This is a genomic window from Halobacillus sp. ABR2_026 (assembly GCF_056158545.1).
In genome coordinates, this window is record NZ_JBSWTM010000001.1 from 3,077,995 (window position 1) to 3,103,151 (window position 25,157).

The 25,157-nt window shown below is 43.7% G+C and carries 21 protein-coding genes; 6 read left to right on the forward strand and 15 right to left on the reverse strand.

Going from position 1 to position 25,157, the window contains the following annotated elements; translation table 11 throughout:
- Nucleotides 1–76: 76 nt before the first annotated feature.
- Both ACXADE_RS15970 and ACXADE_RS15975 read right to left on the reverse strand, forming a co-directional pair.
- Nucleotides 77–754: a response regulator gene (locus ACXADE_RS15970; RefSeq protein ID WP_474981421.1), complete on the reverse strand. Its 678-nt coding sequence runs from the start codon at nt 752–754 to the stop codon at nt 77–79.
- Between the two features lie 170 nt (nt 755–924).
- On the reverse strand, nt 925–2,064 hold the full coding sequence (locus ACXADE_RS15975; protein ID WP_474981422.1) for a sensor histidine kinase: 1,140 nt from the start codon (nt 2,062–2,064) through the stop codon (nt 925–927).
- 161 nt (nt 2,065–2,225) lie between these two features.
- Between ACXADE_RS15975 and ACXADE_RS15980 the strand changes: the two genes are divergently transcribed.
- Nucleotides 2,226–2,867, forward strand: coding sequence for a YigZ family protein (locus ACXADE_RS15980; RefSeq protein WP_474981423.1), 642 nt, complete (start codon nt 2,226–2,228; stop codon nt 2,865–2,867).
- A gap of 16 nt (nt 2,868–2,883) precedes the next feature.
- Nucleotides 2,884–3,909, forward strand: coding sequence for an LCP family protein (locus tag ACXADE_RS15985; RefSeq protein ID WP_474981424.1), 1,026 nt, complete (start codon nt 2,884–2,886; stop codon nt 3,907–3,909).
- Between the two features lie 34 nt (nt 3,910–3,943).
- Here ACXADE_RS15985 and ACXADE_RS15990 read toward each other — a convergent pair whose 3' ends face one another.
- Complete coding sequence (locus ACXADE_RS15990) at nt 3,944–4,981, reverse strand: glycosyltransferase family 4 protein (RefSeq protein ID WP_474981425.1); 1,038 nt, start codon at nt 4,979–4,981, stop codon at nt 3,944–3,946.
- A gap of 379 nt (nt 4,982–5,360) precedes the next feature.
- On the opposite strand from ACXADE_RS15990, the gene ACXADE_RS15995 reads away from it, so the two are divergent.
- Nucleotides 5,361–6,809 (forward strand): APC family permease, encoded by a 1,449-nt coding sequence (locus ACXADE_RS15995; protein ID WP_474981426.1) that lies wholly within the window; start codon nt 5,361–5,363, stop codon nt 6,807–6,809.
- A 36-nt stretch (nt 6,810–6,845) separates the two neighbouring features.
- Here the strand turns inward: ACXADE_RS15995 and ACXADE_RS16000 are convergent, their stop codons facing one another.
- Nucleotides 6,846–9,971: an FN3 associated domain-containing protein gene (locus ACXADE_RS16000; RefSeq protein ID WP_474981427.1), complete on the reverse strand. Its 3,126-nt coding sequence runs from the start codon at nt 9,969–9,971 to the stop codon at nt 6,846–6,848.
- Nucleotides 9,972–10,309: 338 nt separating this feature from the next.
- Between ACXADE_RS16000 and ACXADE_RS16005 the strand changes: the two genes are divergently transcribed.
- Nucleotides 10,310–11,194 carry an LCP family protein gene (locus ACXADE_RS16005; protein ID WP_474981428.1) on the forward strand — a complete coding sequence of 295 codons (885 nt, stop codon included), beginning with the start codon at nt 10,310–10,312 and terminating at the stop codon, nt 11,192–11,194.
- A 76-nt stretch (nt 11,195–11,270) separates the two neighbouring features.
- Here ACXADE_RS16005 and ACXADE_RS16010 read toward each other — a convergent pair whose 3' ends face one another.
- Both ACXADE_RS16010 and ACXADE_RS16015 read right to left on the reverse strand, forming a co-directional pair.
- Complete coding sequence (locus tag ACXADE_RS16010; RefSeq protein WP_474981429.1) at nt 11,271–11,528, reverse strand: hypothetical protein; 258 nt, start codon at nt 11,526–11,528, stop codon at nt 11,271–11,273.
- 175 nt (nt 11,529–11,703) lie between these two features.
- Nucleotides 11,704–11,913 (reverse strand): YkvS family protein, encoded by a 210-nt coding sequence (locus ACXADE_RS16015; RefSeq protein ID WP_474981430.1) that lies wholly within the window; start codon nt 11,911–11,913, stop codon nt 11,704–11,706.
- 193 nt (nt 11,914–12,106) lie between these two features.
- Here ACXADE_RS16015 and ACXADE_RS16020 point away from each other — a divergent pair, with 193 nt between their 5' ends.
- The gene (locus ACXADE_RS16020) at nt 12,107–12,688 is read left to right on the forward strand and encodes a YdcF family protein (RefSeq protein ID WP_474981431.1); all 582 of its coding nucleotides are present in this window, start codon (nt 12,107–12,109) and stop codon (nt 12,686–12,688) included.
- 6 nt (nt 12,689–12,694) lie between these two features.
- On the opposite strand, the gene ACXADE_RS16025 is transcribed toward ACXADE_RS16020, so the two are convergent.
- From ACXADE_RS16025 to ACXADE_RS16040, 4 genes are all read right to left on the reverse strand, one after another.
- Entirely contained in the window at nt 12,695–13,156 is a 462-nt protein-coding gene (locus tag ACXADE_RS16025; protein ID WP_474981432.1) for a hypothetical protein, read from the reverse strand.
- A 220-nt stretch (nt 13,157–13,376) separates the two neighbouring features.
- The gene (locus ACXADE_RS16030; protein ID WP_474981433.1) at nt 13,377–14,390 is read right to left on the reverse strand and encodes an SEC-C metal-binding domain-containing protein; all 1,014 of its coding nucleotides are present in this window, start codon (nt 14,388–14,390) and stop codon (nt 13,377–13,379) included.
- Nucleotides 14,391–14,603: 213 nt separating this feature from the next.
- Complete coding sequence (locus ACXADE_RS16035) at nt 14,604–16,304, reverse strand: methyl-accepting chemotaxis protein (RefSeq protein WP_474981434.1); 1,701 nt, start codon at nt 16,302–16,304, stop codon at nt 14,604–14,606.
- On the reverse strand, nt 16,301–17,428 hold the full coding sequence (locus ACXADE_RS16040; RefSeq protein WP_474981435.1) for an ATP-grasp domain-containing protein: 1,128 nt from the start codon (nt 17,426–17,428) through the stop codon (nt 16,301–16,303). The genes ACXADE_RS16035 and ACXADE_RS16040 overlap by 4 nt, the downstream gene beginning before the upstream one ends.
- Before the next feature lie 655 nt (nt 17,429–18,083).
- On the opposite strand from ACXADE_RS16040, the gene ACXADE_RS16045 reads away from it, so the two are divergent.
- Nucleotides 18,084–19,274, forward strand: coding sequence for an IS110 family RNA-guided transposase (locus ACXADE_RS16045; RefSeq protein WP_474981436.1), 1,191 nt, complete (start codon nt 18,084–18,086; stop codon nt 19,272–19,274).
- A 722-nt stretch (nt 19,275–19,996) separates the two neighbouring features.
- Here the strand turns inward: ACXADE_RS16045 and ACXADE_RS16050 are convergent.
- The 5 genes from ACXADE_RS16050 to ACXADE_RS16070 form a co-directional block, all read right to left on the reverse strand.
- Nucleotides 19,997–20,935 carry an ArsA family ATPase gene (locus ACXADE_RS16050; RefSeq protein ID WP_474981437.1) on the reverse strand — a complete coding sequence of 313 codons (939 nt, stop codon included), beginning with the start codon at nt 20,933–20,935 and terminating at the stop codon, nt 19,997–19,999.
- Between the two features lie 14 nt (nt 20,936–20,949).
- A complete protein-coding gene (locus ACXADE_RS16055) occupies nt 20,950–21,213 on the reverse strand; it encodes a cory-CC-star protein (protein WP_474981438.1) in 264 nt (87 codons plus the stop codon).
- The gene (locus ACXADE_RS16060) at nt 21,204–21,566 is read right to left on the reverse strand and encodes a hypothetical protein (RefSeq protein WP_474981439.1); all 363 of its coding nucleotides are present in this window, start codon (nt 21,564–21,566) and stop codon (nt 21,204–21,206) included. Before ACXADE_RS16060 ends, ACXADE_RS16055 begins: the two co-directional genes overlap by 10 nt.
- A gap of 54 nt (nt 21,567–21,620) precedes the next feature.
- Nucleotides 21,621–23,357, reverse strand: a complete 1,737-nt coding sequence (locus ACXADE_RS16065) for a carbon starvation CstA family protein (protein ID WP_474981440.1) — start codon at nt 23,355–23,357, stop codon at nt 21,621–21,623.
- 242 nt (nt 23,358–23,599) lie between these two features.
- Nucleotides 23,600–24,733, reverse strand: a complete 1,134-nt coding sequence (locus tag ACXADE_RS16070; protein WP_474981441.1) for an acyltransferase — start codon at nt 24,731–24,733, stop codon at nt 23,600–23,602.
- Nucleotides 24,734–25,157: the final 424 nt, after the last annotated feature.

The following is a 25,157-nucleotide window of genomic DNA, read 5'->3' on the forward strand; positions in this document are numbered from 1 at the left end:
CCCGCACATAAAGAAGGCTGTTTTTCCTTGTGCTTGGGGGCACGGGAAAAACAGCCTGGAATTCTATTATTTTTATTTAGATGACTTCGACCCATCCGTTTTTGATGGCTGTTACGACAGCCTGGGTCCGGTCGTTGACATTCATTTTCTGGAGGATATTGCTTACATGGTTTTTAACCGTCTTTTCACTGATATACAAAGCTTCCGCTACGCCACGGTTGCTGTTTCCGTCCGCCAACAGTTGCAGCACTTCACATTCACGGCGCGTCAGCAGATGCAGTGGTTTCCGGTATTCAATCGTACGGTAGGCACTGCTTCCTTTGCTGTCTGCCAGACGACGATATTCTGCCACGAGGTTATGAGTAACTTTCGGATGCAAGTAAGAGCCACCGGCACCGACGACTTTAATCGCATCGATCAAAGCATCTGAATCCATTTCTTTCAGAAGGTATCCTTGTGCTCCTGTTTTCAAAGCGTGGGTTACATAATTCTCATCATCGTGGATGGAAAGAATGATCACTTTCATGTCCGGGTAACGTTTAGTAATCTCAGCTGTTGCTTCGACTCCATTCATGCTTGGCATGTTGATGTCCATCAGAACAACATCCGGCATATGTTCTTCAATAAGGTGGATGGCTGTATCGCCGTCATCCCCTTCAGCTACAACTTCGAAACTGGATTCAAAATCTAGTATTCTCTTTACGCCCTCACGGAATAATTTATGATCGTCAATTAGGACTATTCTGGTCGTCATGGTCATTTCCTCCTGTTTCTCATGTATAGAATGGTTTTTTAGTTCCCCTAACCTATTCTTTATCTCTCTCTATGTTTTTTCTTTGTCTTTTTTAGAAATGTGAATCTACCCTAATCCTATTTCCTATTATAAACGATTCACGTCCATTTACATAGTTTTTCCTTGTTATTTCAATTTATTGGTAAATGGATTGTGACAATCGTCCCTTCTCCGATGCTTGAATCGATATGGAGGTCGCCATTTAACATATCGACGCGCTCTCTCATTCCGACCAAACCGAAAGAATTTTCTTTTTTACGGGAGGTGTCGAAGCCTTTTCCGTCATCCTTCACGATGATCATGACAGCATTCGACTGCAATTCAACTTTCACTTTGATTTCTGTTGCTTCTGCATGCTTGAGCGAATTTTGGACAGCTTCCTGAACGAGACGGAATAGAGCGACCTCATATTTTGTTTCCAGACGCTTCTCTTCCCCGAAAGCGGCAAAAGAAAACTGGACATCTTTGTTGTAATCTTCGATCGTCGCCAAGTACTTTTTCAACGTTGGAACAAGTCCAAGGTCATCCAACGCCATCGGCCGGAGGTCATAAATGATCCTCCTCACTTCATAGAGGGCTGAACGTACAAGGGATCGTACGCTTTTGACCTCTTCCATCGCTTCTTCTATCCCACGTTCACGGTACGTTCGTCCAACAAGGTCGGAGCGTAACATGACGTTGGCCAGCATTTGGGCCGGGCCGTCATGGATTTCCCGTGATAAGCGACGACGTTCTTCTTCTTGAGCCTCTATAATCTGCAAGCCGAATTCCTGCTTTTCTTTAGCATCCTCAAGAGCGTCTGTGACGTGCTTGAAGTCTTCTTGCAAATAATTCAGAACGATGGAGATTTTTCCACTGAGCGCTTCTGCGCGGCCGATCGTCTCCTCCAAATTCCGAAGTCTGATTTCCAAGTCGTCTCTTCGTTCACGCAGTTGTTTTTCTTTCTCCCGCTTCATGGACAAATCCATTTGCAGTCCATGGGTTTGTTCATAAACTTTTCGAATGTCTTCTTCAGAATACTTTTGGAAGTGTTTGCTGACTTCTGATAAGCGGATTCTTGAATGTCTGACTTTTTGTTCAAGCTTATCCCCTTCATCAATCAGAGAGATGACTTGTTTTTTCGTTTCCGTCAGCTCTTTGTTCAGTTTCTCAAATTCATTGCGGGATTCTTCACCAATTTGAAAGATTTCATCCTTACTATTGGTAACCGTATCGACCATTTCATTAATGATGTGGTCAAGGGCGATATCCCCGGTCTTTTGTACACTCATCATAAGTCCCTCCATCAATATTCACATACTCATTCGTTAGTCCCATGTCCATTTGTGGGGGTGTTTTGCAGTAAAAATGTACAATAGTGAACAAAAAATCACGCCGTTTGCCGTTTTTTTCACCCCTCGATATAATAAAACCTTAGGAGGTTTTGTAAACGATGTTAGAAAGCTATTATACCGTAAAACCTGAAGGATCAGAAGAAGTGACAATACAGAAATCCCGCTTTATCGGCTATGTACAACGTTGTGAAACAGAAGAAGAAGCCCAGCAGTTTATTGCTTCTATTAAAAAGAAGCATAGTGATGCCACCCATAACTGTTCAGCCTATATGATCGGTGAGCACGACCTCATCCAAAAAGCAAATGATGATGGAGAGCCTAGCGGTACAGCAGGCGTTCCGATACTGGAAGTTTTGAAGAAACGCGGCTTGAAAGACACGGCGGTCGTCGTGACCCGTTACTTCGGTGGCATCAAATTAGGCGCCGGAGGGTTGATTCGTGCGTATGGTTCAACGGCTTCAGCGGCCATTGAGACAACAGGCGTCGTTAAGCGTCAATTGATGCAGGGGATGAAAGTGAAGATGGAATACCATCTGCTTGGAAAAGTGGAAAATGAAGTCAGGAATTCCTCCTATACACTTGAAACGGTTAATTACTTGGAGAATGTGGAACTAATAGTATATGTAGAAAGCGGTCTTGAGGAAGAATTCGAGAACTGGATGACGGACCTGACGAGCGGTCAGGCTGCCATTGAAAAAGGGGACGCTTCCTACGTGGAATTTGATGTCACACCTGAGTAAAGGAGCTTAAAGCACCATGAAACTCACCAAGCTGGCCATGTTCATGTGGTCGATCGCTTTTATCCTGTTAGTCGGTGTAGGTGCGGCTGCCGGTTACGCCGTCTATCTCACCGACGAAGTGAAGGAAACCGCTACAGAATCTCACCAGGGGCTCGACAGAGGAGACAAGTCTGACAAGCGAGTGGAAGTAATAAACCCAGCGAAGGATCACACGTCCGTGCTATTTGTCGGCATTGATGACAGTGAAGCGAGATCCGAAGAATCCTCCCGCTCCGACGCCCTTGTGCTCGCCACATTCAACCGAGATGATCAGTCGATCAAGATGGTGAACATCCCTCGTGATTCCCTCACGTATATTCCAGCCGTCGGTTATGAAGATAAAATCGCCCATGCTCATGTGTTCGGCGGCATTGATTCAACGGTAGAAACCGTGGAACGGATGCTTAACGTCCCTGTGGATTATTATGTACGGATGAATTTCCAGTCATTCGTAGAAATCGTCGACGCCATTGGGGGCATTTCTTATGATGTGCCTTTTGCAATATCTGAAAAGAACAGTTCAGATGTGTCAGGTGCCATTGAACTTCAGGAAGGAAAACAAACGTTGACAGGAGAAGAAGCTCTCGCTTTAGCAAGAACTCGGAAGTATGACAGCGACCTCGCCCGTGGAGAAAGGCAGATGGAACTCATCCAGCAGATTTTTCGCGAAACCATCACAACAAGAGGATTGAATAATGTCGATGAAATTCTTACTTCCGTCAATGAAAACCTGCGTACGAACTTGACCTTTGAAGAGATTATTACGTTCAAAGATTATTTTCTCCAGGAACAGGGATTCACGTTTGAAAAGATGCAGTTGGACGGCGAAGGCGGATTTACGGATCATGGATGGTATTACCAAGTCGCTGAAGAGGATCGTATAGAAATAAGCGACGAGTTGAAAGCCCACCTAGGCATTGATCACCCGATCGCCAGCGAAACCCCTTCATCAGTAGAAACGAAAGACGACAGTCAAACGTCCTTAGAATCCTCATCCTCATAAGAAAAACGGCTTCCTGCTCAGGAAGCCGTTTTTCTTATTTTTCTTTCTTGATCATATTCAGTATCGGTTTATAATCCTTTCCGATCAAACCGGTCATTTCGACAATCATTTCAATCATGAGCAGCAGCATACCGAGAACAATCACTGCTCCGTACATCGTCGCTTGGGAGAAGATGACGGCCGCAAGACTGAACAGAGCGCTGACAGCATAGATCATTAGAACGGATTCAGGGTGACTGTACCCTAGATTCAACAGGCAGTGGTGCAGATGAGACTTATCAGGTGCCGACAGGGGTTTCCTGTGGATGACTCGTCTCACAATCGCAAACAAGGTGTCTGAAATAGGAACCCCAAGGATAATGATCGGGATGATGAATGAGAACAAGGTGACGTTTTTAAAGCCGAGCAGGGAAAGAACACTGATCATAAATCCTAAAAACAAAGCCCCTGTATCTCCCATAAAGATTTTAGCCGGGTAGAAATTATAGACGAGGAATCCGAGCGTACTTCCAAGCATCATCAAACCCGCAAATACGACAAACACATTGCCCATCGTTATGGCCATTCCGGAAATGGTCAAAAGAGCGATTGCTGATACACCTGCGGCCAAGCCGTCAAGACCATCAATCAGGTTAATCGCATTGGTAATCCCAACGATCCACAAGATCGTAATCGGAATGCTTAAATACCCGAATTCGATTTGACCTCCGAATGGAAGGTTGATGTAATCAATCTGTACGCCTCCGAAAACGACGACAAACGTAGCCAAAAGCTGTCCACCCAGCTTCACTTTAGCGGACAATTCCTTCAGATCATCAAGCACCCCTGTAATAATGATGATCGTTGCCCCTATGAGTACGGGCCACGTGTAATCACTTTCTGGAAAGAAAAATAAAATACCGAAAGCAAAACTGAGATATATGGCTAAACCACCTAAACGCGGCATCACATTTTTGTGCACTTTCCGATGGTTCGGTTGATCGGTGGCACCAATTTTCACTGCTATCTTCTTGACCAATGGTGTAATTAAAATGGATGCGATCAAGCAGAATAGCAAGGCCTTGTACTCCATAAAGATCCTCCTCAGGTTTATTATGTCCTCTCCCAGAGGTCATAAGCTGATATATAATTTCCATATTTGTCTGTATAGTTACAGCCCATTTGCTACATATTAACCGTGAAAAATTATATCACATGAAACCGGCTTTGATTGTAACGATTCGATTACTTTTCTTTAGCCATCCCCCCATGTTTTGAAACATTTCTATGTAAAAACCTCCAAAACCCGCCAGCGATCAACAATCAGAAAAGAAAGAATTATTGACAACAGACCTGATGAACTTGCAAAATACGTCAAGTACCTACATTCTATTACATCATAACAGAATGGATTGGAATATTTTACACATAAATGAAAATTTACAATCATTTTCATTTGGGAGGTCTTACACATGAGAGAAAGACGCAAATTGGATCGGTCCCTGAAGCCCCACTGGGTATGGGCGATCGCCTTTGGGTCTGCCATTGGCTGGGGAGCTTTCGTCTTACCCACCGACTGGATCAGTCAGGCTGGTCCGCTAGGCGTAGTGATTGGTCTATTATTAGGGGCAATCCTGATGATGGTCATCGGCGTAAGCTATGGATTTTTAATTGAAAAGTTCCCTGTAACCGGTGGAGAATTCGCCTATGCCTATATCGGCTTCGGCCGGCAGTTTGCCTTTGTGGCGGGATGGTTTCTGACGCTCGGTTACATTTGCATCGTCGCCCTGAACGCTTCCGCATTAGCACTACTTGCTAAATTCTTATTCCCGGACCTTGTCCGGACCGGGAATCTTTATACAGTGGCAGGTTATGACGTATCCATCATTCAAATAGCGATTGCCAGCCTTGCGTTGATCGCTTTCGCCTTTTTGAACATTCGTGGGGCTAGCTTTTCCGGACAGACACAGTTTGTTTTCAGTATGATTTTAATCGCCGGCATCGCTTTACTGGCGATCGGTGCGGTGATGACAGAAAGCCCTCAACTTTCAAACATCACTCCTGCGTTTCATCCGGACCAGACATCCATCGCTTCCATTCTTACGATTTTAGCGATCGCTCCATTTGCTTACGTAGGATTCGATAACATTCCGCAAGCTGCAGAAGAATTCAAATTCGAGGCAAAGAAAGCATTCGGTCTGATCATTTGGTCCCTGCTTGCGGCCGGGGTCGCCTACAGTGCCATGATATTAATCACGGCAAGCACGATGCCTTGGCAGGAACTGCTCACTTCCATTGCCGAGAACAATTCAGTGTGGGGGACGGGCGATGCAATTGAAAGTTACCTTGGAAGAGCAGGCGTTTGGATTATAGCTGTAGCAGTCTGTATGGGAATTTTCACTGGATTGAACGGGTTCTATATTTCCGCCAGCCGCCTGACGTTTGCGATGGGGCGGGCGAGGATTCTTCCGGATCTTTTCAGAAGGCTTCACCCTAAATATAATACCCCTTATATCGGGATTCTCTTTACTTTGATCATCTGCTTGATCGCCCCATGGTTCGGACGGGAAGCTTTGTTGTGGGTGGTGGACATGTCGTCTACAGGAGTGGCAATCGCCTACTTTTTCTGTACAGCCACTGCTTATAAGTTTTTCTCATGGAAAAAAACAGAGACTGATCAGAAACGGACGGTTTCTCCGTGGAAGAAGATGTTTTCCTTAATCGGAATGATCAGCGCCTTAGGGTTTCTTGCTTTACTCCTTTTACCTTTCTCTCCTGCCTCGCTCGGGAAAGAATCGTACATCGCCCTGCTGATCTGGATCGTTATGGGAGTCGTTTTCTATGCTTTCAACGCCAAGCGTTACAACAGCATCGATCGAAAAGAAATGAACTATTTGATTTTAGAAAAAGAAGAAATATAAAGAAAATCCCCCGCTGCTCCCAGCGGGGGATTTGTATTAATGGAAGAGATATTCCCACAGTTTTTTCAACCATGGCGGGAAAAAGGAATGCGATTTCTTCACGTGAATTTGTGCAAGAACTGGATCATGATCACTGGCACGGCCATCCGCTTCAGAAAAGTCGGCATTAATATTCACCGATTCCACTTTTGTACGTTTGGCGAGATGGTTACTCACCAGGATATGATCAAGTACTTGAGAGTTTCCTTGATAGATGTACGTATAGCGTTCCTCCTCAGGAAGCTTCTCCATCATGTTTGTCAGGTCATCCCCTTTAAGGGTTTCGACTGGTGCCGAGAACTCAAAGTCATTCAAGTCACCAAGGACGACGACATTGGCATCATCCACCTGTTTTTCTACATCTTCAACAAAACTATTGATGACCTCCGCCTGCTTTAACCGCTGGACCTCACTTCCAAGCTCTACCGGGTGTTCCGCACCGAATAAAGCGTCATCTCCGCCTTTGGAATTGAAATGATTGGCAACGACCACCACTTTTTCGCCGTTAAATTCAAATTCAGCCGCTACCGATTTTCTAGAATCGTTGAATGCTTCATTCCCAGGGTCAATACGTCCAGGGTTCAACGTCAAGCCTTCATCGTTCACACCAATCGCCGTTTCCGCATCACCTGCCGGCTTATCTGTCAGGGTTACGCGGTCAGGGTTATAAATAAACCCGACACGGATGTTTCCACCCGGCTGCCCCCCGTCCGTTTTATCCTGCGGGGCAATGTCCGTAAATTTATACTCTGGCCCACCGGCCTCTGCGATGGCATCGATCAGCGTTTGGTAACTTTCATCCGCTTTTACTGTGCCATCATCGGTCGGACCGCTGTTATCCTGCACTTCTACAAGACCGACCACATCCGGGGCATTCAAATGGTTCACCATGGATTCGGCAATACGCTCGATCTTCTCCGGGTCTGTCCCTGCATGGAAATTTTCCATGTTATAAGTCGCCACGGTCATTTTCTGTTTCAACCCACGAAGTTTTGCCGCTTCCCTTACTGTTCCACCATCCTGAATCTCAGGAAGTTCCCCTGTGACTCGAATTTTGAAATTGCTGTAATCGTAACTGACCACACCCGTAATGGACGCATCAAAATAGTCCCCGGTCTTCGCCTGGACGTCGAATCCATCTACATCAACAAGCACACGTTCTGGATTATAGTCTTCCGGAGAAATCAGCAGTCCACCTGCACGGGTAAAGGCTTGATCTTCGTTCGTTTCCACGTATACAGGAAGTTCATCATATTTGACTGGTCCCGTGACCTTAGGTTCAGAAAGCTCAATCAGCATCCCTTCCAGACTCTCATAAAAATCAAGCCCATCTTGTTCGGGGTCAAAAGTTTCCATCCCGTCATCTTCTATATTTTTCATCGGTTGTTCCCGGTCTTCCCCGATGACCACAGGAGCTGGTAAAGGATTCCCGGAAGAAGATACGGTCACTTCGTTCGCACTAATTTGTGTCGTTAAAAGATCTGCTGCATCCGAATAGCCGTCTTCCCGATATTCCGTCACTTTTCCATCCACTGACACGACATCGCCAGTCTGTACGCTTACAGATCGTTTGTACACGTATATTCCTTCAGAAGTAGCAGGGTCTTGATCAGGTTCCAACGATTGGATATAGAAGCCATTGGCCCCATCCACCTTCGTGACCACACCTTCTACATTTTCAACCGTTTGCCCTTGATAAGGAGAGGTGTGACCTGCCCCTTGTAAATCGTGGATGGCTACATCATTCAAAGCTTTTAAAACCTTGTATTCAAAGACGGCAACATCACTCGTTTCACCGTTATCACGAGCAACAACCGCTTTCACTATGGCATCCTCAGTGATTGCAATCGGTGAATCATAGACCTCACTATCCATCGTAGGGATGGACCCGTCTACGGTGTAATGAATACTTGCGTCAGGTTCTGCAGTCATCAGTTCAACTTCTGTTCCCTCAACGATCTTCCCGGCAGCGGGGTTCGCTGTAACAGCAAATACTTTTTGAATCACATCAGAAGCATTTCTAGGAAGCAGCTTATACTCCCCATAGCTGTAATCCACTACCCCCATTAACCGTTCATACGTCTCTCCAACACGGACAGAAGCGCCTCCCTGAGGCTTAAGCAAAAATGAACCTTGCTCCCCTTGAATCGTAAATTCACCATGCTCATTTTCATCAACGACCTCGAGATCGTTCACTTGAACGAACTCCCCTTCTATTGCTTCTCCTTCAGCCGAAGAGAAAGCAGAAGCATCGACCACTTGAGGATCCGGGACTCCTCCACCACTTTCCACAACTTTCACATTCGCAGAGGAGGTGGTTACCTGAGCCATTCCGTAATAATCACTGTTTTCCCCCTGAGCTTCGATACGATCACCAGGCTTAGCATCCAGGCGTGGGGCGCGGACGATGATGCCGGCTGTTTCATCTTGTATGTATAGGTTCGTCTGTCCACCAGCCTCAAATGATGCGGTAACAATGCCGCTGACCCGGACAGTCGTTCCCTCATCTGTCTGACGGGCTTCCTCAATCGTTGTTAATTCTGCAGGCGCTTCTTCCTCTCTTTCATAACTTCCAAGGTGAAGGAACGTATCCATCGGAAAAGCATCCCATTCTGCACCAGCTTCAAACGCATCGGTAGGATCCGTATCCCCTTTGAGGATTTCCGGCTGTCTTAGCAGGGTTACATCCTGCCCGAATGAATCGGTGTTCCTGATTTGTCCCATACTGTCTATAACACTGCCCTCTTTCTTCAAGACGAGAGCATCGTTTCCATTAAAGTTTACGACTCCGCTGGTCATATCTGTCACGGATTGAATGTCTTCCCCAGCACTACTGTTAGCGACCACATACACTTCACCTGGTGCCAGATTTCCTGTTAGACGCTCTGTCTGGGAAGGCTCAGTGTTTCCATTGGAGTACAATTCCAGTTGGTAACGGGACAGATCAACTTGTCCCCCCGTTCCATTGTAAATCTCCAAGGCTTTGTTGTTCAATGATCCCTCCACATACTCCGAAATCAACAGCTCCTCTGCTTCTTCCGCATGAGCAACCGGAGATGTAGGTAAAACGGCATAGCTTAGGATTAAAGAACCAATCAATAGAATATGAAAAAATTTCTTCAACAGATTTCCTCCTTCTTATAATGCATTCAGGTCCAGTATATAAAATTCAGAAAATAGTTGATATTTATTTTCCGTAAAAATATGTAAATGACTACAATGACACATGAAAATCCGACTATTTGTAACAGCTTTTTTACGAATACTCCGACAAAAGGAGCGTTTCTATCGAATGTTTTCAACTGTGGTAAAATAAAAAGATGAGAGGTTAGAAATAGAGGTGTTACAATTTGGCGAAAAGAATCGTACGTGTACGAAGACGAAAAAAGAAGAGAAAGCTGCGCATTTTTGCTGCTCTCTTATTTCTCATATGCTTACTAGTTGGCGGAGGCTTTTATTATGTGACACAAGTCTACACAGCCGCCTTTGAAGGTCTGGACCGTGGAGAAAAATCCGACCTGCGCGAAGAAGCTGTGGATGCTCAGGAAGATCCGATTTCCATTCTGCTGATGGGTGTTGAGGATTATTCCACCGACGGGAAAGCTGGACGTGCGGATGCACAAATCGTTCTGACGCTCGATCCAGATACGAATAAAATGACGATGACGAGTATACCGAGAGATACAATGGTGGATATTCCAGCGTCCAAAGTCCGCCAGCACTATGCGGGTACCCATAAGATCAATGCTGCCTATACCCTGGGCGAAGTAACTGGATATGGAGCTGAAAAACTTACCGTGGAAACAGTAGAAGATCTGATGGGCATCCCCATCGATAAGTATGCAACCGTCAACTTTGATGGTTTCATAGAAGTTGTAGACCTCCTCGGCGGTGTAACGATTGACGTTAAAGAAGGATTCTGGGAGCGAAGCAGTTTAGATTTTTATAAAAAGATCGAATTTGAAGAAGGTCCTATGAAAATGGATGGAGAGGAAGCACTGGCCTTCGTCCGTATGAGAAAGCGTGATGTAGCTGTTAGTTACACGAGAGATGAAAGACAACGGCAATTTATTAAAGCAAGCATTGATGAAGCCTTGTCCCCCGGAATGTTATTCAAAATAAACGAAATGAAAAACATTGTAGGAAAAAATGTGAGCACCAATCTCACTCCAGGTGAGATGCTGAGCCTACGAAAAGCTTTTTCTTCCAATGAGACATCCGTAGAAACACTAGAGATTGACGGGGAAAATAAACGTCTGGAAGATGGACTGTATTATTTCGTACCCGACGAAGAAAGTCTGAGTAAAACAAAAAACACTTTGAAGAAATCACTGGATTTCCCGTGACCGAGAGCAACACTTATGAGAACTCTATTAATGGAGAATAAGAAAAGGGACTTCCATTTATTGGAAGTCCCTCCCTTTATGTCAATGGCTTAAAAATGAGAATCCCGTTCATCCGGCGGAATTTAAACGGACCCTCGTATCTTTCAATCAATTCCTCATCCGCATTTTCAATGCCGATGGTATGTACATTCTCCTGATTCAAAACTTTCCTGAATGTGTCTTCCGTCAACTGCCTCAATGGTTCAATCACAATTGTCCGATCAATTCTTACACTATAACGTGCTTCCAACGCTAACTCTGTGTGCTCTAATAAAAGCCTGTTCAATTGCGGCAAATGATCACACCCTCTCATCAAACGTACGCCTGACTTTTTACTTCCTTCTAATATATCTACAATTTCAATGATTGGAAACAGTATTTTTGACTAGTAATTATTGATTACAGAAGAAAAAATTACCAATAAAAAACCATGAATAAAATACCCTTCCAGTTAAGGAAGGGTACACGGTTTATTCTTCTATGATACGATAATTGGTATGAGCCACAACCGTTCTGTCATATTCGAAATCGATTTCATCTAAGTTATCCATTATCGTCAAATCTACAATCACCGATTGTTGGCATTGACTCGGAATGACTCTACCTGTAAAAGTAATATCATTTCTCTCAAACGTTACGATTTGCCCAGGAGTGGCAATGCGATCATCAGGTTGCACCATATCTCTCTACCCCTTCTCTTCCTCGTATTTGAATAAACTTTACAATAAATTAACAAACAATTCAAACAAAACTTTTACAATATATGTTACTAAATTCGACAAGATTATACAAGTAAAACACCTGTATGTTTAATTTTTTTCCAGGGAGATATATACAGGATTATGGGCATTTAAAAAAAATGGAGGGGTTATGATGGCATTAACGAAAAAAATCATTCTGGTTTCCTTTTTAGGAGGCGTATTATTACTGGTTGCCGCAGTCATTACCCCATTTCTCTTAGGGGCTGAATATCTGGTCGTCGAGGATACGCTTGATTCCTCCGAAACCTATGATGCCATCATTGTCTTAAGTGGAACGGAAGAACGGATCACCCGTGGGGCAGAACTTTATAATGAAGGAAGAGCTGATCACTTCATCTTGACCAATTCGACAGAAAACTGGACCACCCCTGAAGTGGCCCATGAATTAGGCGTGCCCAGGAGCGCGATTTTAGAAGAACCTGAAGCCACCAGTACATATGAAAATGCGACACTGTCTAAAGAAATTATGGAAGAAGAAGGATTAGAGTCAGCGATTGTCGTTACGAGTGAGTACCATTCCCGCCGAACTAAGATGACGTTCGATGACATTTATGATAACAACATCCAGTTGGACTACTCCTTCTCTTCATCCTTTTTCGACCCTTCCGATGGTCTGACTGAACACGAAAAGAGGGTAACGTTTGGGGAATATGTAAAGATGGGAGTTTACTGGATCCGCCTGCTCTTCCAGTAGGACGAATCACTTTTGGTAATCCCATAAAATCTTCCATTCCCCTTCCTCTTCAGCTACATACACCTCTTGATGAAGACGGAAGAGTCCATACTTCCCTTTATACGTTTGAATCACGACGGAATGATACACAGGGGATAAAGATTCAGCCCCTTTTTCCATCGTCCATTGATCGATTTTTTTCATATCTCCAATATCATAATCGAACGTTTCTACATCAAAATGGTTCATAAATACATGGGCCCTGTCCTGTATGTAATGACCTTTCGTGAACTTCTCCTTCATTTGGGAGTGAAAAAGCTCCCAGGAATCCGAAAACTTTCCCTGCTGTTCATGCAGATAAAACTCTTCAATAGCCTGTTCGGCACGGTGCCCGGGCCGCATCATGAAAAATAACGTGAGCCCAACGGCAAGGATCAGAATCAAAGCCGAGCAAACGATGAAAATCACCGGTGAACGATTGCGCTTCATGCGATCCCCTCCCTTTCATACCTTATGCAGCAGAGAAGAAAAAAAGAAAAGCCTGACTCTCGGTTTAGCGGCATCCAGGGTTTTATTATCACCTTTGATCATTTTATTAGCGGGTTTGTTGAGTAAATTAGCGCCTTTCCAGTTTTTATTAGCGAAATTACCAACTATATTAGCAAGTTGATAAAAAAAGCTTAGAGCGAGTGCTCTAAGCTTTTTACCATTATCCTTCCATATATCCTTTCAGCTGAGTGATTCGTTTACTCATGCTGCTCGGACTCACGTCATACTTCGTTGCCACCGCTTTTTTCGTTACTTTTTCTGGCTCTGAACGGAATTCTTCAGACGTCCGATAAATGTGCTCCAATGCAGCAGACACTACTTCCGGCTTCCGGAATGTAGGATCTTCCTGCTGTTTGTATGAAAGCCACGCTTCCCGGAGTCTTTCAAACGTCGGCTCTGCTTTAAGCTCATCATCGACTAGATCGAGGACGACGTCTTTTGATATTTCTTCGGATGGTGAGCCTTGCTCCTCCACTGCTTCTTCAGAAACGTTCATATACATCCAGCTTCTCAACTGCTCAATCAGCGTTTCCTGCATGTACGCATGAATGGAATCATAACCAGCATCTTGACTATCCTTCGTGACCTTATCACGGAAAGTCTGATAGGTCTCTTCATAATTTGGAATAGCAAGGGGTACGAAATTGAAGATCGGTCCCCATTTTAAAAGAACGCCGATAACATAAGGCATGTGAGCGTAATTCTCTTCCTTCAAAGGAATACCGTCACGTTTCACTTCATATTTTTCACCATTCCAAACGTCCTCAACCCCAACCGTCTGCTCGGACGGAAGGTCCTGAATGCGGAACACACTCACATGGGGCGCTTTCCACGCTTCCATGGAAGCAGCTGTTGACGGACGGTTCAGCTTGTCTTTCTTCTTTTCGTAAAACTCATCATACAAAGTGGTTCCATCTTCCTGTTTGGCAATGAACACCCCATGAACCATACGGAAAGCCGCTTCCACTTCTTCTTCCTGCGTTTCACGCTCTTCGTTCGGCGTCACATTCGGATAGTTACGGTTCACATATGCCATGAAGTGGCTGTAATGGCCTTTCAACTCTTCATGAAGACTAGTGGAACCTACACCCTCTTCCCTCTTATTCATGCAGCACTTCTTATATTTCTTCCCACTCCCACAAGGACATGGGTCATTTCGTTTGATCTTACTCATTATAAATCCCTCTCTTAACTTATAAACGTTCAACTATACTAGAGTACCGAAGATTGAGCCAACATGCAAAAAATCAAGGAAAAAAGGAATAAAAATTCCCTTGTTTCATTAAAAAGTGCCCAGGCAACCTACTGTCTCCTTGGGCACTTCGTCTTGTTAAGATTTATAATTTATTCAAGTTAAAAGCGCCTGCTTTTTTGTCTAAAAAGCTTTTCACACTTTAAATTCTTTAATATTATCACTAAGTTCTTCTGCCAGCTGAGACAATTGACTCGCACTTGATGACACTTCTTCCATTGAACTGCTGGTTTGTTGGGAGGAAGCAGCGACCTGCTCAACCCCTGCTGCCGATTCTTCCGAAACAGATGCAATTTCTTCAATTGACCCATTCATGTTCTGACTGCGAACGACGATGTCTGATAAATGTTCTGAAATGTGCTGGACTTTTCCTGCCATATCCGATACGGAATGATGAATGTCTTCAAATGTTTTTTCGGTGATATTTATTTGTTCAGAACCTTCATTCACTTCTTCATACCCGGATTCCAAGGATTTCACGACGTGGCTGGACTCTGACTGTATCGTTCCAACAATGGATGTGATATCTACGATCGAATTCGAAACCTGTTCCGCCAGTTTACGAACTTCATCCGCTACGACCGCAAAACCTTTCCCATGCTCACCAGCACGCGCGGCTTCAATAGCTGCATTCAATGACAATAGATTGGTTTGTTCAGCAATGTCCTGAATGACCTGGACGAGTTTTGTAATTTCTTTGGACTGCCGGTCCAATCCCTGCACTTTTTCAACCGCATCTTTTACGATTCCGTTGATCGATGTCATTTTTTGGACAGACAGCTGGATTTGAGTACGCCCTTCATCAGTCATGCTGAGTACTTGACGAGAGGTATCAGAAACACTTCGACCGCCTTTGTTCGCTTCTTCAATTTGCTGTACGAATCCTTCCATGACCTCTGATAGGTGACCGGAACTATTTGCCTGAGATTCTGCCCCTGAAGAAAGTTCCTGCATCGTTGAGGCAATCTGCTCACTTCCCGACCGTACTTCATTTGCCGATTGGGTAAGTTCTTCCGATTGTACGGATACATGATCAGAAGCAGATGCTACACGATGGACGAGGGTTCGGAGACCTTCCACCATTTCCTTCATAGAAAGAGAAAGCTCTCCAATTTCATCTTTTCGATCTGTTTGGATTTCTTCAGTTAAATCTCCATCTGTTACGCGCTTGACCGAATTTAATAGAGAACGGACAGCCTTATTCAATCGGTTTCCAAACCAGGATGCAAATATTATTCCGATAATAAGGGCAGCTGCAAGGAATATAGCAAGAAAAAGGAGAACATTCTTTTCCAAATCTTTCACAAATTGAGTGCTCATATCTACTCCGATGATGGCATCCGTTCCTTCCACGGGCATGAAGACGGATTTGTGAACACCCCATTCATCCTCATAGATATCAGTAACGACAACTTTATTATCATTAAAGGATTGATTTTGTGCTTCTGTAAATGGAGATTCTACCATCACGTCTTCGCTGCCACTCAAGCTGACAATATAATCCGTATCTTCTTTCTTCGTTAAGATGTACATATACTCCAAGCGATCATTGTTTTCCATCATCATGTCGAGCGTATTCAGCAACGGACTATGATTACCCCCAGGGTTCTGGATCGCTTCCTGGACCTGTTCACCATCGATGCTGCGTTCTAATTCCTTCCCATTTGATATTAAAATTTCTTCAAATTGGGGAAGGACATGTTCATCTACAATATAAGAGGAAAGCATTTGGACAAAAGCGAAAACCAGTACCCCCAGAATGATCATAGGAATCATAATATTAATGAATAATTGCGTCTTTAATGATTTTCTTGGATTCAATCTCTGAAGGTTCATCGAACAGCTTCCTCCAATTCTTTGATAAACAAATAAGGTTCTAAATCAAGAGTTAATAAGCGATCGATTTCATCCATATCTCTCGTTTTAAAGAATACGACTGCAAAAGTACGATCGTTCACCGATTCAATTTCACGATAGTCCAATATTGCGCTGAACTCCTTTTTCAAAGCCTCATGGTCTGCACCTGCGATCAAATTCCTGCTAATATGAGTCGGTACTTCCGCACAGAAAAAGCCATAAATAAAGGAATCATTTTGTTCTGTAATCTCCTCCCAGTGTGGAGATTCATCCAGAAAGTACGCCTCAGCCGCATTAATTCCGTAAGCAAAGTGACTGATGTCTGTTGTTCCAATCCCTGCAAAACGCATAGGGTTCATTTCAATTGGAACTATACCTTTGGCTGACCTCCTTACCTCCATATGAAATGGATAATTTTTAAACCCTAAAGTGTGATTCAAGGACGTCATGTATTCAAGGGCTTCATCATGGACTTCGGAAATAACTTTGACGGAGGTGTAATAAATCCGGTCAGATGTATCCCGTTCACTGGCAAACCTACGCTTCATAATGTTCAATATGACAGGCTTCCCTTGATCATTAAAATAACAGTCAAGCGCATACTCTTCCCCGTCGATCCATTCTTCGATAATGATTTGTTCACTATCGATGACAACGTCGGAATATACACCACGGGTCAAAAGAAGCTCCGAATATAGCCGTTGGACAGAAGGCTCCCAATCGGTTTCAGATTCGACGATATGGACGCCGACGCTGGAATAACCTTTGTTCGGTTTAATGACAACCGGGAACGGAATCCTCGATGAATCGAGATACTGAAGTTCTTCCAGATCAACCCGGCGGTAATAAAATTGATCGGAGATAGAAGCTGTAACTTCTCTGAATTTAGCTTTATCTTTTACAAGTTTAGAAGCTTTCACGTGGACATGTCCGGGTTCGTTCTTCTCAAGCAGCTTTAAGCAGCTCTCTGAGTTCGTTAGGATTTTGGATTGATTCGGAAGACTGAGACTCCTTACATCATCGCTGTAATAAATAGGAACGCGATGGGTAAGGGCCGTCTGCATCAGAATAGGTGATAAGATTTGTTCGTCAATGATTAACAAGATGGACACCTCCGCATATAGTAGTTGTCTAATCGACTACCTTTATATCGACGCGTAGGTAAAAATGTACAGCCGGGATATATCAATTGAACATAAAGTCCCAATAAGTTCGAAAAATCACATTTTTAAAGCAAAACTCTGATAAAGTTCAGTGTTGATATTTACATCAACGGATGGAAGTAACAATGAATGTTAGGACGATAAAAAGGAATTTATCCCCAAGTGTTGAAACCTTTAGATGATCTTCTTTCACGATCCAACCATTGAATCCTTGTTGGATTATTATTACGAACCGGGGTCTTTAGCTAAATGGCAGGATTGTTGAAGACTCCGGTTCGAGAGGGTTCGGGGTTCGTTATTGTGTTGAGTGCCAGGGGTGGATGGGAAGCTACTCGCTCGTATATTATAGTTACCAGATCATTTCTGGTGGACCTCACTACCTTCTTACGAGGTATAATGAGGACAATCAGATGGAGGTGTCGACGCCTCGCTTGAAGCCATGTCTTCGTAGGAAAGAATGACACCTCCCTCTTTACAAGATAATCCGTATAAGCTGGATGACACGTCGTTGTCGTATATCTAACGAGCCTGGATACTTGTAAAGATTCGGAGGAACCCTCCCATCTGGTAATTATTACAGGGCAGGTGGATTTTCTTGTATTATCTCGGCATTGATATTGGAAAACAGAACCATGAGGCTGGTTTAATTGATGAGCATGGACAACCGATAGGTAAAACCGTACGTTTCTCTAATTCCAAATCAGGGAGCGACAAACTTCTAAATTTTTTAACTCAACACGAGATTACACCAGATAATTGCGCATGTGGACTTGAGGCCACAGGTCATTACTGGTTATCCGTCTTTTCATTTCTACATAAGCTTGGATTTAAAGTAACCTCGTTCAATCCTCTACAATCCGATGCCTTACGGAATTTTTATATTCGTAAGACGAAAACAGATGAACGAGATGCGTACCTCATCGCTCAGGTTATCCGGATTGATAACCCGGAGGCTACCCCATTTATTGAAGATGACCTCCTTCAGTTAAAGAACTTGGAGCGACTTCGCTATTCTTTAGTGGACCAAAGTTCAGATATCAAACGAAAGATTATTTCTCTTCTCGATCAAGTGTTTCCGGAATATGAACGTTTGTTTTCCGATACTTTTGGTGTATCTTCTACCGAAGTTCTCCTTCATTATCCTTTGCCTGAAGACCTTCTATCTATTGATACAAAAAAACTGGCTGAGCTCCTAAATCAAGCTAGTAAAGGAAGATACGGCGAACGGCGTGCTCAGGAAAAGGCAGATCAATTGAAAGAAAAAGCACAGGAAAGCTTCGGCATATCCATAGGAGGAGAAGCATTTCGGGTGCAGATTCACATTCTCCTTGAACAACTATCCCTCTTGGACCGACAAATTAGCGAGATAGAAGCATCGCTCATAGAGCTTTCAAATCGCCAGGAGCACTACTTAACTACAATTATCGGTATTAGCGATGTTCTTGCGGCAGCCATATTAGGGGAGATCGGTTCCATCGACCGTTTTGAACGTCCTGAACAACTCGTTGCCTTCGCAGGATTAGATGCTTCTGTACACCAATCAGGCAACTTCCAAGGAAACAGGATGAAGATGTCGAAGAGAGGGTCTCCTTACCTCCGTCGTGCCATATGGCAAGCCGCTTTTGTCGCTAGCTTTCAAGATCCTGCTTTGTCTCAGCACTATAAAAAGCTAAGAAAACGAGGGAAAGCCCACGGAACAGCCGTGGGAGCTGTAGCCCGTAAGCTGACCCATATTATCTTTGCGATATTAAGGGATAAGAAGCCTTACGAGTCTCGCCCGAAATAAAGTCATAACAGAAAAAAGCTAAAAGCTTTTAAATGCCTCTTCCAAGAGGTTTATTTGGCATGGAGACAAAAATGCTTCATAAAGGATAATGAAATTTCACTTTACAACCTTGACTTTTTATAGCTGGTCTTTCCTGTGGGGGGAGTGCCGAGCTTCCTCGGGCTTATCGCCCTGCGGGATCTCGCCGATCTCCTTTCTCCCACGGGAGTCTCGCAGCTTCCCAACCACCCCATTCGATCATGCGAAAAACGAACCCCTTTACCAACGTTGGATGGTCTTCCATTCCCCCGGTTGTTGTAAGCATAAAACGCTATGTATCAAGCTTTCTGGGTTCGAGCACCTCCGTTTGGGAATATGATCCTTATCCTCTCACCAACTAGAATAGCTGATGATTCATGAAGGGGTTTCGAGAACCTGATATAGCCAAGGGGCGGAGGGGGATGGCGAGACTCCTGCGGGAAAAGAGTGCTGGGTGAGACCCCGCAAGGCGTAAGCCTGAGGAGGCTCACCGCGCTCCCGCGGAAAGCGAGTCATCCCCCGCAGCCCCTAACTCCCACACAAACATCTCGAAACTGAGTCTTCAAGAAAAGGGAGCTTTAGTGGAATAAGCCAAATATAAAAAAAGGACCTTCCATAAAATTGGAAGGTCCTTTTTTGCAGTAATATCAACACTAAACTTTAACAGAGCCTAAAGCAAAAAAGAATGAAAAGGGAGCCCCTTCTCATTCTTTTTTGCTTATATAGGATGAAAAAGTATGTAACTTTTCCATATCCGAAACATCTTCTTCAAATAATGGGATGCGGATCAAATGCTGCTGAGCAAAGACTCGCTCAATTTCCTGCAGATATACACTCTCCTGCCTGCGCCTTTTCTCCAAAAAAGTACCATCTGCATGAGCAGGCAGCACCTTGTTTACAATGAGTGTATTTACGGTCAAATCATGTTGCTGTAGCTTACGGACGGCCTGTTCCGTTTCTAGTATTGGAAGCCGTTCAGGGTTAAGTACAAAAACAAAACCTGTCTGAACGGGATCGAGAATCACTTTCCTCACAGCCGCGAATTTTTCTTTCCGCTTCTGCAGAACGTCGTAGATGGGATCATCAACAGGTTCCCCGTCGTTCAACAACTCGGTATAGTTATCATTGATTTTCTTTCGACGCTCAAGCATTCCATCAATCCAAACACTCATGAGCTCCGGCAGGGTCAGCAGACGAATCGTATGACCGGTCGGTGCTGTGTCAAAAACGATCTTATCAAAATTCTCCGCTTCTTCCAGAATGATGGATATGAGTCGATCGAACAGGGCTGCTTCGTCTGCCCCTGGAGATGCACTGGCCATATCAATCTGCCTGTGGACTTCCTCCACCATTTTTGATTTTACCAACCCTTCTAAATTGCCTTTCACTCCTGCAATATACCGTTTCGATTCGTGATTCGGATCTATCTCAATGCCCCAGAGGTTGTCCAGTAACGGTGTTTTCTCATGGTCTACTTTTTCATGAAAGATGTCGCCGAGGTTATGAGCAGGGTCCGTAGAGACGACAAGCGTCCGATTCCCTTCTTTAGCAAATGCTACGGCCAGAGCAGCCGAAGAAGTGGATTTCCCCACCCCTCCTTTTCCTCCAACAAAAACCACTTTATTTTTTTCGAAACTATCCACTTTTACTTCCTCCTCTAACAACAACGAATGCCATCGAGTGGAGACTTTTCCATCCCCATTCGCAAATGCCAGTCGTGAAACTTTTCAATGATATGCGGATACAACTCTAACGTATAATAAAAAGCTGGATTTGGAATCCCTAACAAGTCTGAGTACACAAGAAGTAAAAAGAGGTCATCCTCGTCCCTCAATTCTCTGGCAATTTCCTGTTTGTGAGGGAGACTCAACACTTCATCATAGAATTCGAACAAACGTTTTAAAGAAAACTTTATTTCCATGCCTCACCCTCCTCCATGTTCACACATGTACCATCAATGAAAATACTTTGGTAACGGATGCGGAAAAAAACAGATCTTAAAGCACTCTGAAACGATATATTTCCGCTTTTCACGTGGCGGAAAAAATATACAAGGATTGCCAGGAGGTTTCTTGGATCTACATAATCTACCTGGAGGTCTCTACAATTCTCCATCACATTCTCTCTATACCATTCCCCGAGTTTAAGACGGTCATGGTCGTAAGGCTGGAACTCCTCTTTCATGTTGATCAACCCATCATCATCGCTGCAGATCCCACCACAGCACCCCATGCCTATTTCTTTCTCCGGACGGATGATTATGACTTCCTTCATGGTGTCTCCTCTCCTTTCAAGGCAAAAAAAGCCGACAGATGCCGGCTTTTTTAGTTAAGCACTCTTTTCAATCGAGTTTTTTCGGTTGCCACTGATGGTTGAAACGGCGGTGATCAGAATCCATAACGTAAAGACAAGAATGATAGCCCCGAATGTGAACAGCATCCAGTCACTTCCTTCATTCCAAGGTGCCCATTCGGTCACCACCTGATCAATCATTGCCCATAAGGTCATAAACATAAGAAAGACCATGGGAATGATTGTAGGAAGATAATTACGTCCCTGCTGCTTCAGCCAAATCGATACAAGCAGTAGGCTGATTCCCGCCAGAAGCTGATTGGACGTCCCGAACAGCGGCCATAGTAAGTACCCGCCGGAACCGAATCCTTTTGGACCTTGAGGAATCAATGTCAGTGCCGCACTGGATACAACAGCTACTGTTGTAGCGACGTGGGTCTTCGTAAGAGGTGTCACTTTATATTCCGTTCCAAGCTCTGCAATAATATACCGCATCAACCGGACGGACGAATCAAGGGTAGTTGCAGCGAAACTAACGACAATGACAGACACAATGGTTGCAGCGACAGATGAAGGAATGCCAAGTCCTGAAGCTAATTGCCCGGCACCCTGGATAAAGACATTGAGACCTGCTCCACTTGCCGCTTGGAAACCACTGTAGGTGGCCGTAAATTCTCCTGCGGTCGGGAAGAAGGTGACCACAGCGATAATCGCTACAAGGGCTAAAGCTCCTTCACCGACAGAACCTAAATAACCGACAAAACGTGCGTCGGTCTCTTTATTCAATTGCTTTGAAGACGTTCCTGATGAGACAAGGCCGTGGAATCCTGAAATCGCTCCACAAGCAATCGTAATAAACAGCAGCGGGAACCACGATGTATCTGCAGATGCGTTGGTTACAGGTGCCGTTATTTCAGGATTTGTGAACAACAGACCTAAATACAATAGACCCAGCCCGACAATCAACTGGTGGGAATTGATATAATCCCTCGGCTGCAACAATTTCCATACAGGAAGAGTCGAAGCGATATAGACGTAAACCATCAACACGACAATCCACACTAAAAAAGCTGTAGAAGTTGCACTAAGTCCGAATAATGCGGAAGCCCCTTCTCCTCCAAAATAGCGGACGAGGTCAATCTGCAGGGCAGGGACATAACTGGCAACAATGGCTGCTAAGTACATGACCGCAAGCGCTACGACGGAAGGAAGCAGCATATTCCCCTGCTTTTTATAAACGCTGTAACCAATCCAGATGGCCAGTGGGATTTGAATGAATACAGATACGACACTAGCTGGGAAAGAAATGAACAGATTCGCAATGACCCAGGCGAAAACAGCATTTACCATGAGAACCAATAGTAAAATGATGAATAAAAACAGGACTTTCGCTTTTTGACCGATCAACTTACTTGCCAGTGTCCCAATCGACTGGCCTTTATTGCGGACGGATAAAACCAATGTCCCAAAATCATGAACTCCTGCAGCAAAAACGGTTCCAAGCAATACCCAAAGCACTGCCGGCAGCCATCCCCAGTAGACCGCAATGGCCGGTCCAACAATCGGGGCTGCGCCTGCGACCGAAGTGAAATGGTGACCCCATAAAACGAATTTATTCGTCGGGACAAAGTCGACCCCATCCTTATACTGATGGGCCGGAGTTACGTAATTCGGTTCCAAACGATAGATTTTCTCTGCAATAAACTTCGAATAATACCGATAACCTAGAAAAAAGACGAGACCTCCAACAACCGCTAACCATATGCCACTCACAAAAACCCTCCTCAATCTCCAAAATTATGTATGCGTTTACATTTAAATGTATTATATATTACTTTTCTCTCGGAATTCAATGCTGTATACAGATTTTTCTGAAAATATCAACAATAGAAAGATGTTTCAATTGCGATCTTCCATTAGATTATTTAAATAAGGCCTATTCTTCCGTACGTCATAATCCGAACAAAAAATACTTCTCCAAATACATAAAAAAGAAAGGAGACTAAACTCCTTTCTTACTGTGCAGATGATTTTGCTTCTTCATATTTCTTAACTGGTCGTTTAATTCCCAAAAATCGTGGTTTCCCCTGTGGCAGTTTACCAAAGATCAAACTGGCAAATGGGAAATACCGATGCGTCAACCATATAATGGAATAGCACAAAAACAGAGTCAAAAGTAATCGCAGGGAAATCCCTATATGGAACCAGTAATTATTAGGGGTTGGAATGATTCGGGCAACTACTTTCAATACAAACGGGTGAAGTAAATAAAAACCAAAGGAGTAAACCGCTATATTTTTCACATATGGAAGTACTGGCTTCCATTTAAAGGCGATCCATTCCATCAGGCGGAACATCGCGTAACTTCCAGTCATCATAAACATCAGGTTCACTAATAAATAGACCCACCCAGGCAAATAAAAAGTCGAAACAATATATAGGTGATAGTGAAGCTGCACTGTTGCAATACCCGCAATTCCTGCCACTACTGCCCAAACAGCAGTAGATTTACGGAAGGCTTTTTGTTTCTGTTCTTTAAAGTTAATTCCAATCCAGGCTCCAAGTAAATATGGGCCCATACTACTCAGGAAAAAAGTGAAAGGAATCAGTTCGAATTCACTATTCAAGAAATAATAGGATAAAGAAATGACCATTCCAAACAGCCACAAATATTTCCGGAAAAATGCTATCTTTTGCACTATAAATAATACAGCCGGGAAAAACAGGTAGAATTGCACAATTAGAAAAATAAAATGGAGCTGGTAGAAAGACTCTCCTTTTAATATACGCATTCCCATCTCGCCTAAGTCAAAGCTGACAACGCCTATATACACAGAAAGAGCTTCATAGAATAAGGCCCATACGATATACGGAAAGACGATATATAAAGCTCTCTTTTTATAAAAAGATTTTAACTCAGCGCCGTCCATTTTTTGACTAATATATTTATAGAAAAATACCATTGCTGTAATCATAATGAAAATTCCAGCTTCTATTCGTATAATTCTATTAATAAAATGATATTTAGTGTAAGCATCTCCGTCGGGTGGTAGGACGGACACATATGAAGCTGTTACGTGAACCAACACAACCATGACCATGGCAAAGAGACGCAATAGAAAAATAGACTCGATTTTTTCTCTAGCCATTTTAATCATCCTTTACTTGTTATATATGAACATAAAGCCTTTGCTATCTTACCACGGTCAACTAGCAATCTCCAGGTTGTTTCCTTATTTTTATAAAATTTTCATATCAAGTAATAATGCAGACAGATATTTCCTGTCCCTACTAAACCAGAATCTACTTTTCTGTCACCGAGAAAAGTTATCATAGGATGATCTGCCAACTCATTCTACTACCTCTTCACATCTGTCTACTTTCCAATATTCCCAGAGGTAAAGAACGAAAACCTTCCATATAAGTGTTGAATTCAATACAGAAAATTCTTTATAAACTGGCAGAAAAAGGTCACAAAAAAGAAGAAACCTACGAAACATGTAGCAAAATCCCCCTTCATTGTTCCCCCCCATTTTTCACAAAAATTTAACTCGATACGTGAAAATTTCATGA

Coding starts and splice junctions, on each gene's coding strand:
- ACXADE_RS15985 (WP_474981424.1), top strand. CDS start 2,884: ATGAAACTCACCAAGCTGGCCATGTTCATGTGGTCGATCGCTTTTATC.
- ACXADE_RS16020 (WP_474981431.1), top strand. CDS start 12,107: ATGGCATTAACGAAAAAAATCATTCTGGTTTCCTTTTTAGGAGGCGTA.
- ACXADE_RS16055 (WP_474981438.1), bottom strand. CDS start 21,213: ATGGAAATAAAGTTTTCTTTAAAACGTTTGTTCGAATTCTATGATGAA.
- ACXADE_RS16070 (WP_474981441.1), bottom strand. CDS start 24,733: ATGGCTAGAGAAAAAATCGAGTCTATTTTTCTATTGCGTCTCTTTGCC.
- ACXADE_RS16015 (WP_474981430.1), bottom strand. CDS start 11,913: ATGGTGCAACCTGATGATCGCATTGCCACTCCTGGGCAAATCGTAACG.
- ACXADE_RS15975 (WP_474981422.1), bottom strand. CDS start 2,064: ATGAGTGTACAAAAGACCGGGGATATCGCCCTTGACCACATCATTAAT.
- ACXADE_RS15980 (WP_474981423.1), top strand. CDS start 2,226: ATGTTAGAAAGCTATTATACCGTAAAACCTGAAGGATCAGAAGAAGTG.
- ACXADE_RS16025 (WP_474981432.1), bottom strand. CDS start 13,156: ATGAAGCGCAATCGTTCACCGGTGATTTTCATCGTTTGCTCGGCTTTG.
- ACXADE_RS15970 (WP_474981421.1), bottom strand. CDS start 754: ATGACGACCAGAATAGTCCTAATTGACGATCATAAATTATTCCGTGAG.
- ACXADE_RS16035 (WP_474981434.1), bottom strand. CDS start 16,304: ATGAACCTTCAGAGATTGAATCCAAGAAAATCATTAAAGACGCAATTA.
- ACXADE_RS15995 (WP_474981426.1), top strand. CDS start 5,361: ATGAGAGAAAGACGCAAATTGGATCGGTCCCTGAAGCCCCACTGGGTA.
- ACXADE_RS16030 (WP_474981433.1), bottom strand. CDS start 14,390: ATGAGTAAGATCAAACGAAATGACCCATGTCCTTGTGGGAGTGGGAAG.
- ACXADE_RS15990 (WP_474981425.1), bottom strand. CDS start 4,981: ATGGAGTACAAGGCCTTGCTATTCTGCTTGATCGCATCCATTTTAATT.
- ACXADE_RS16060 (WP_474981439.1), bottom strand. CDS start 21,566: ATGAAGGAAGTCATAATCATCCGTCCGGAGAAAGAAATAGGCATGGGG.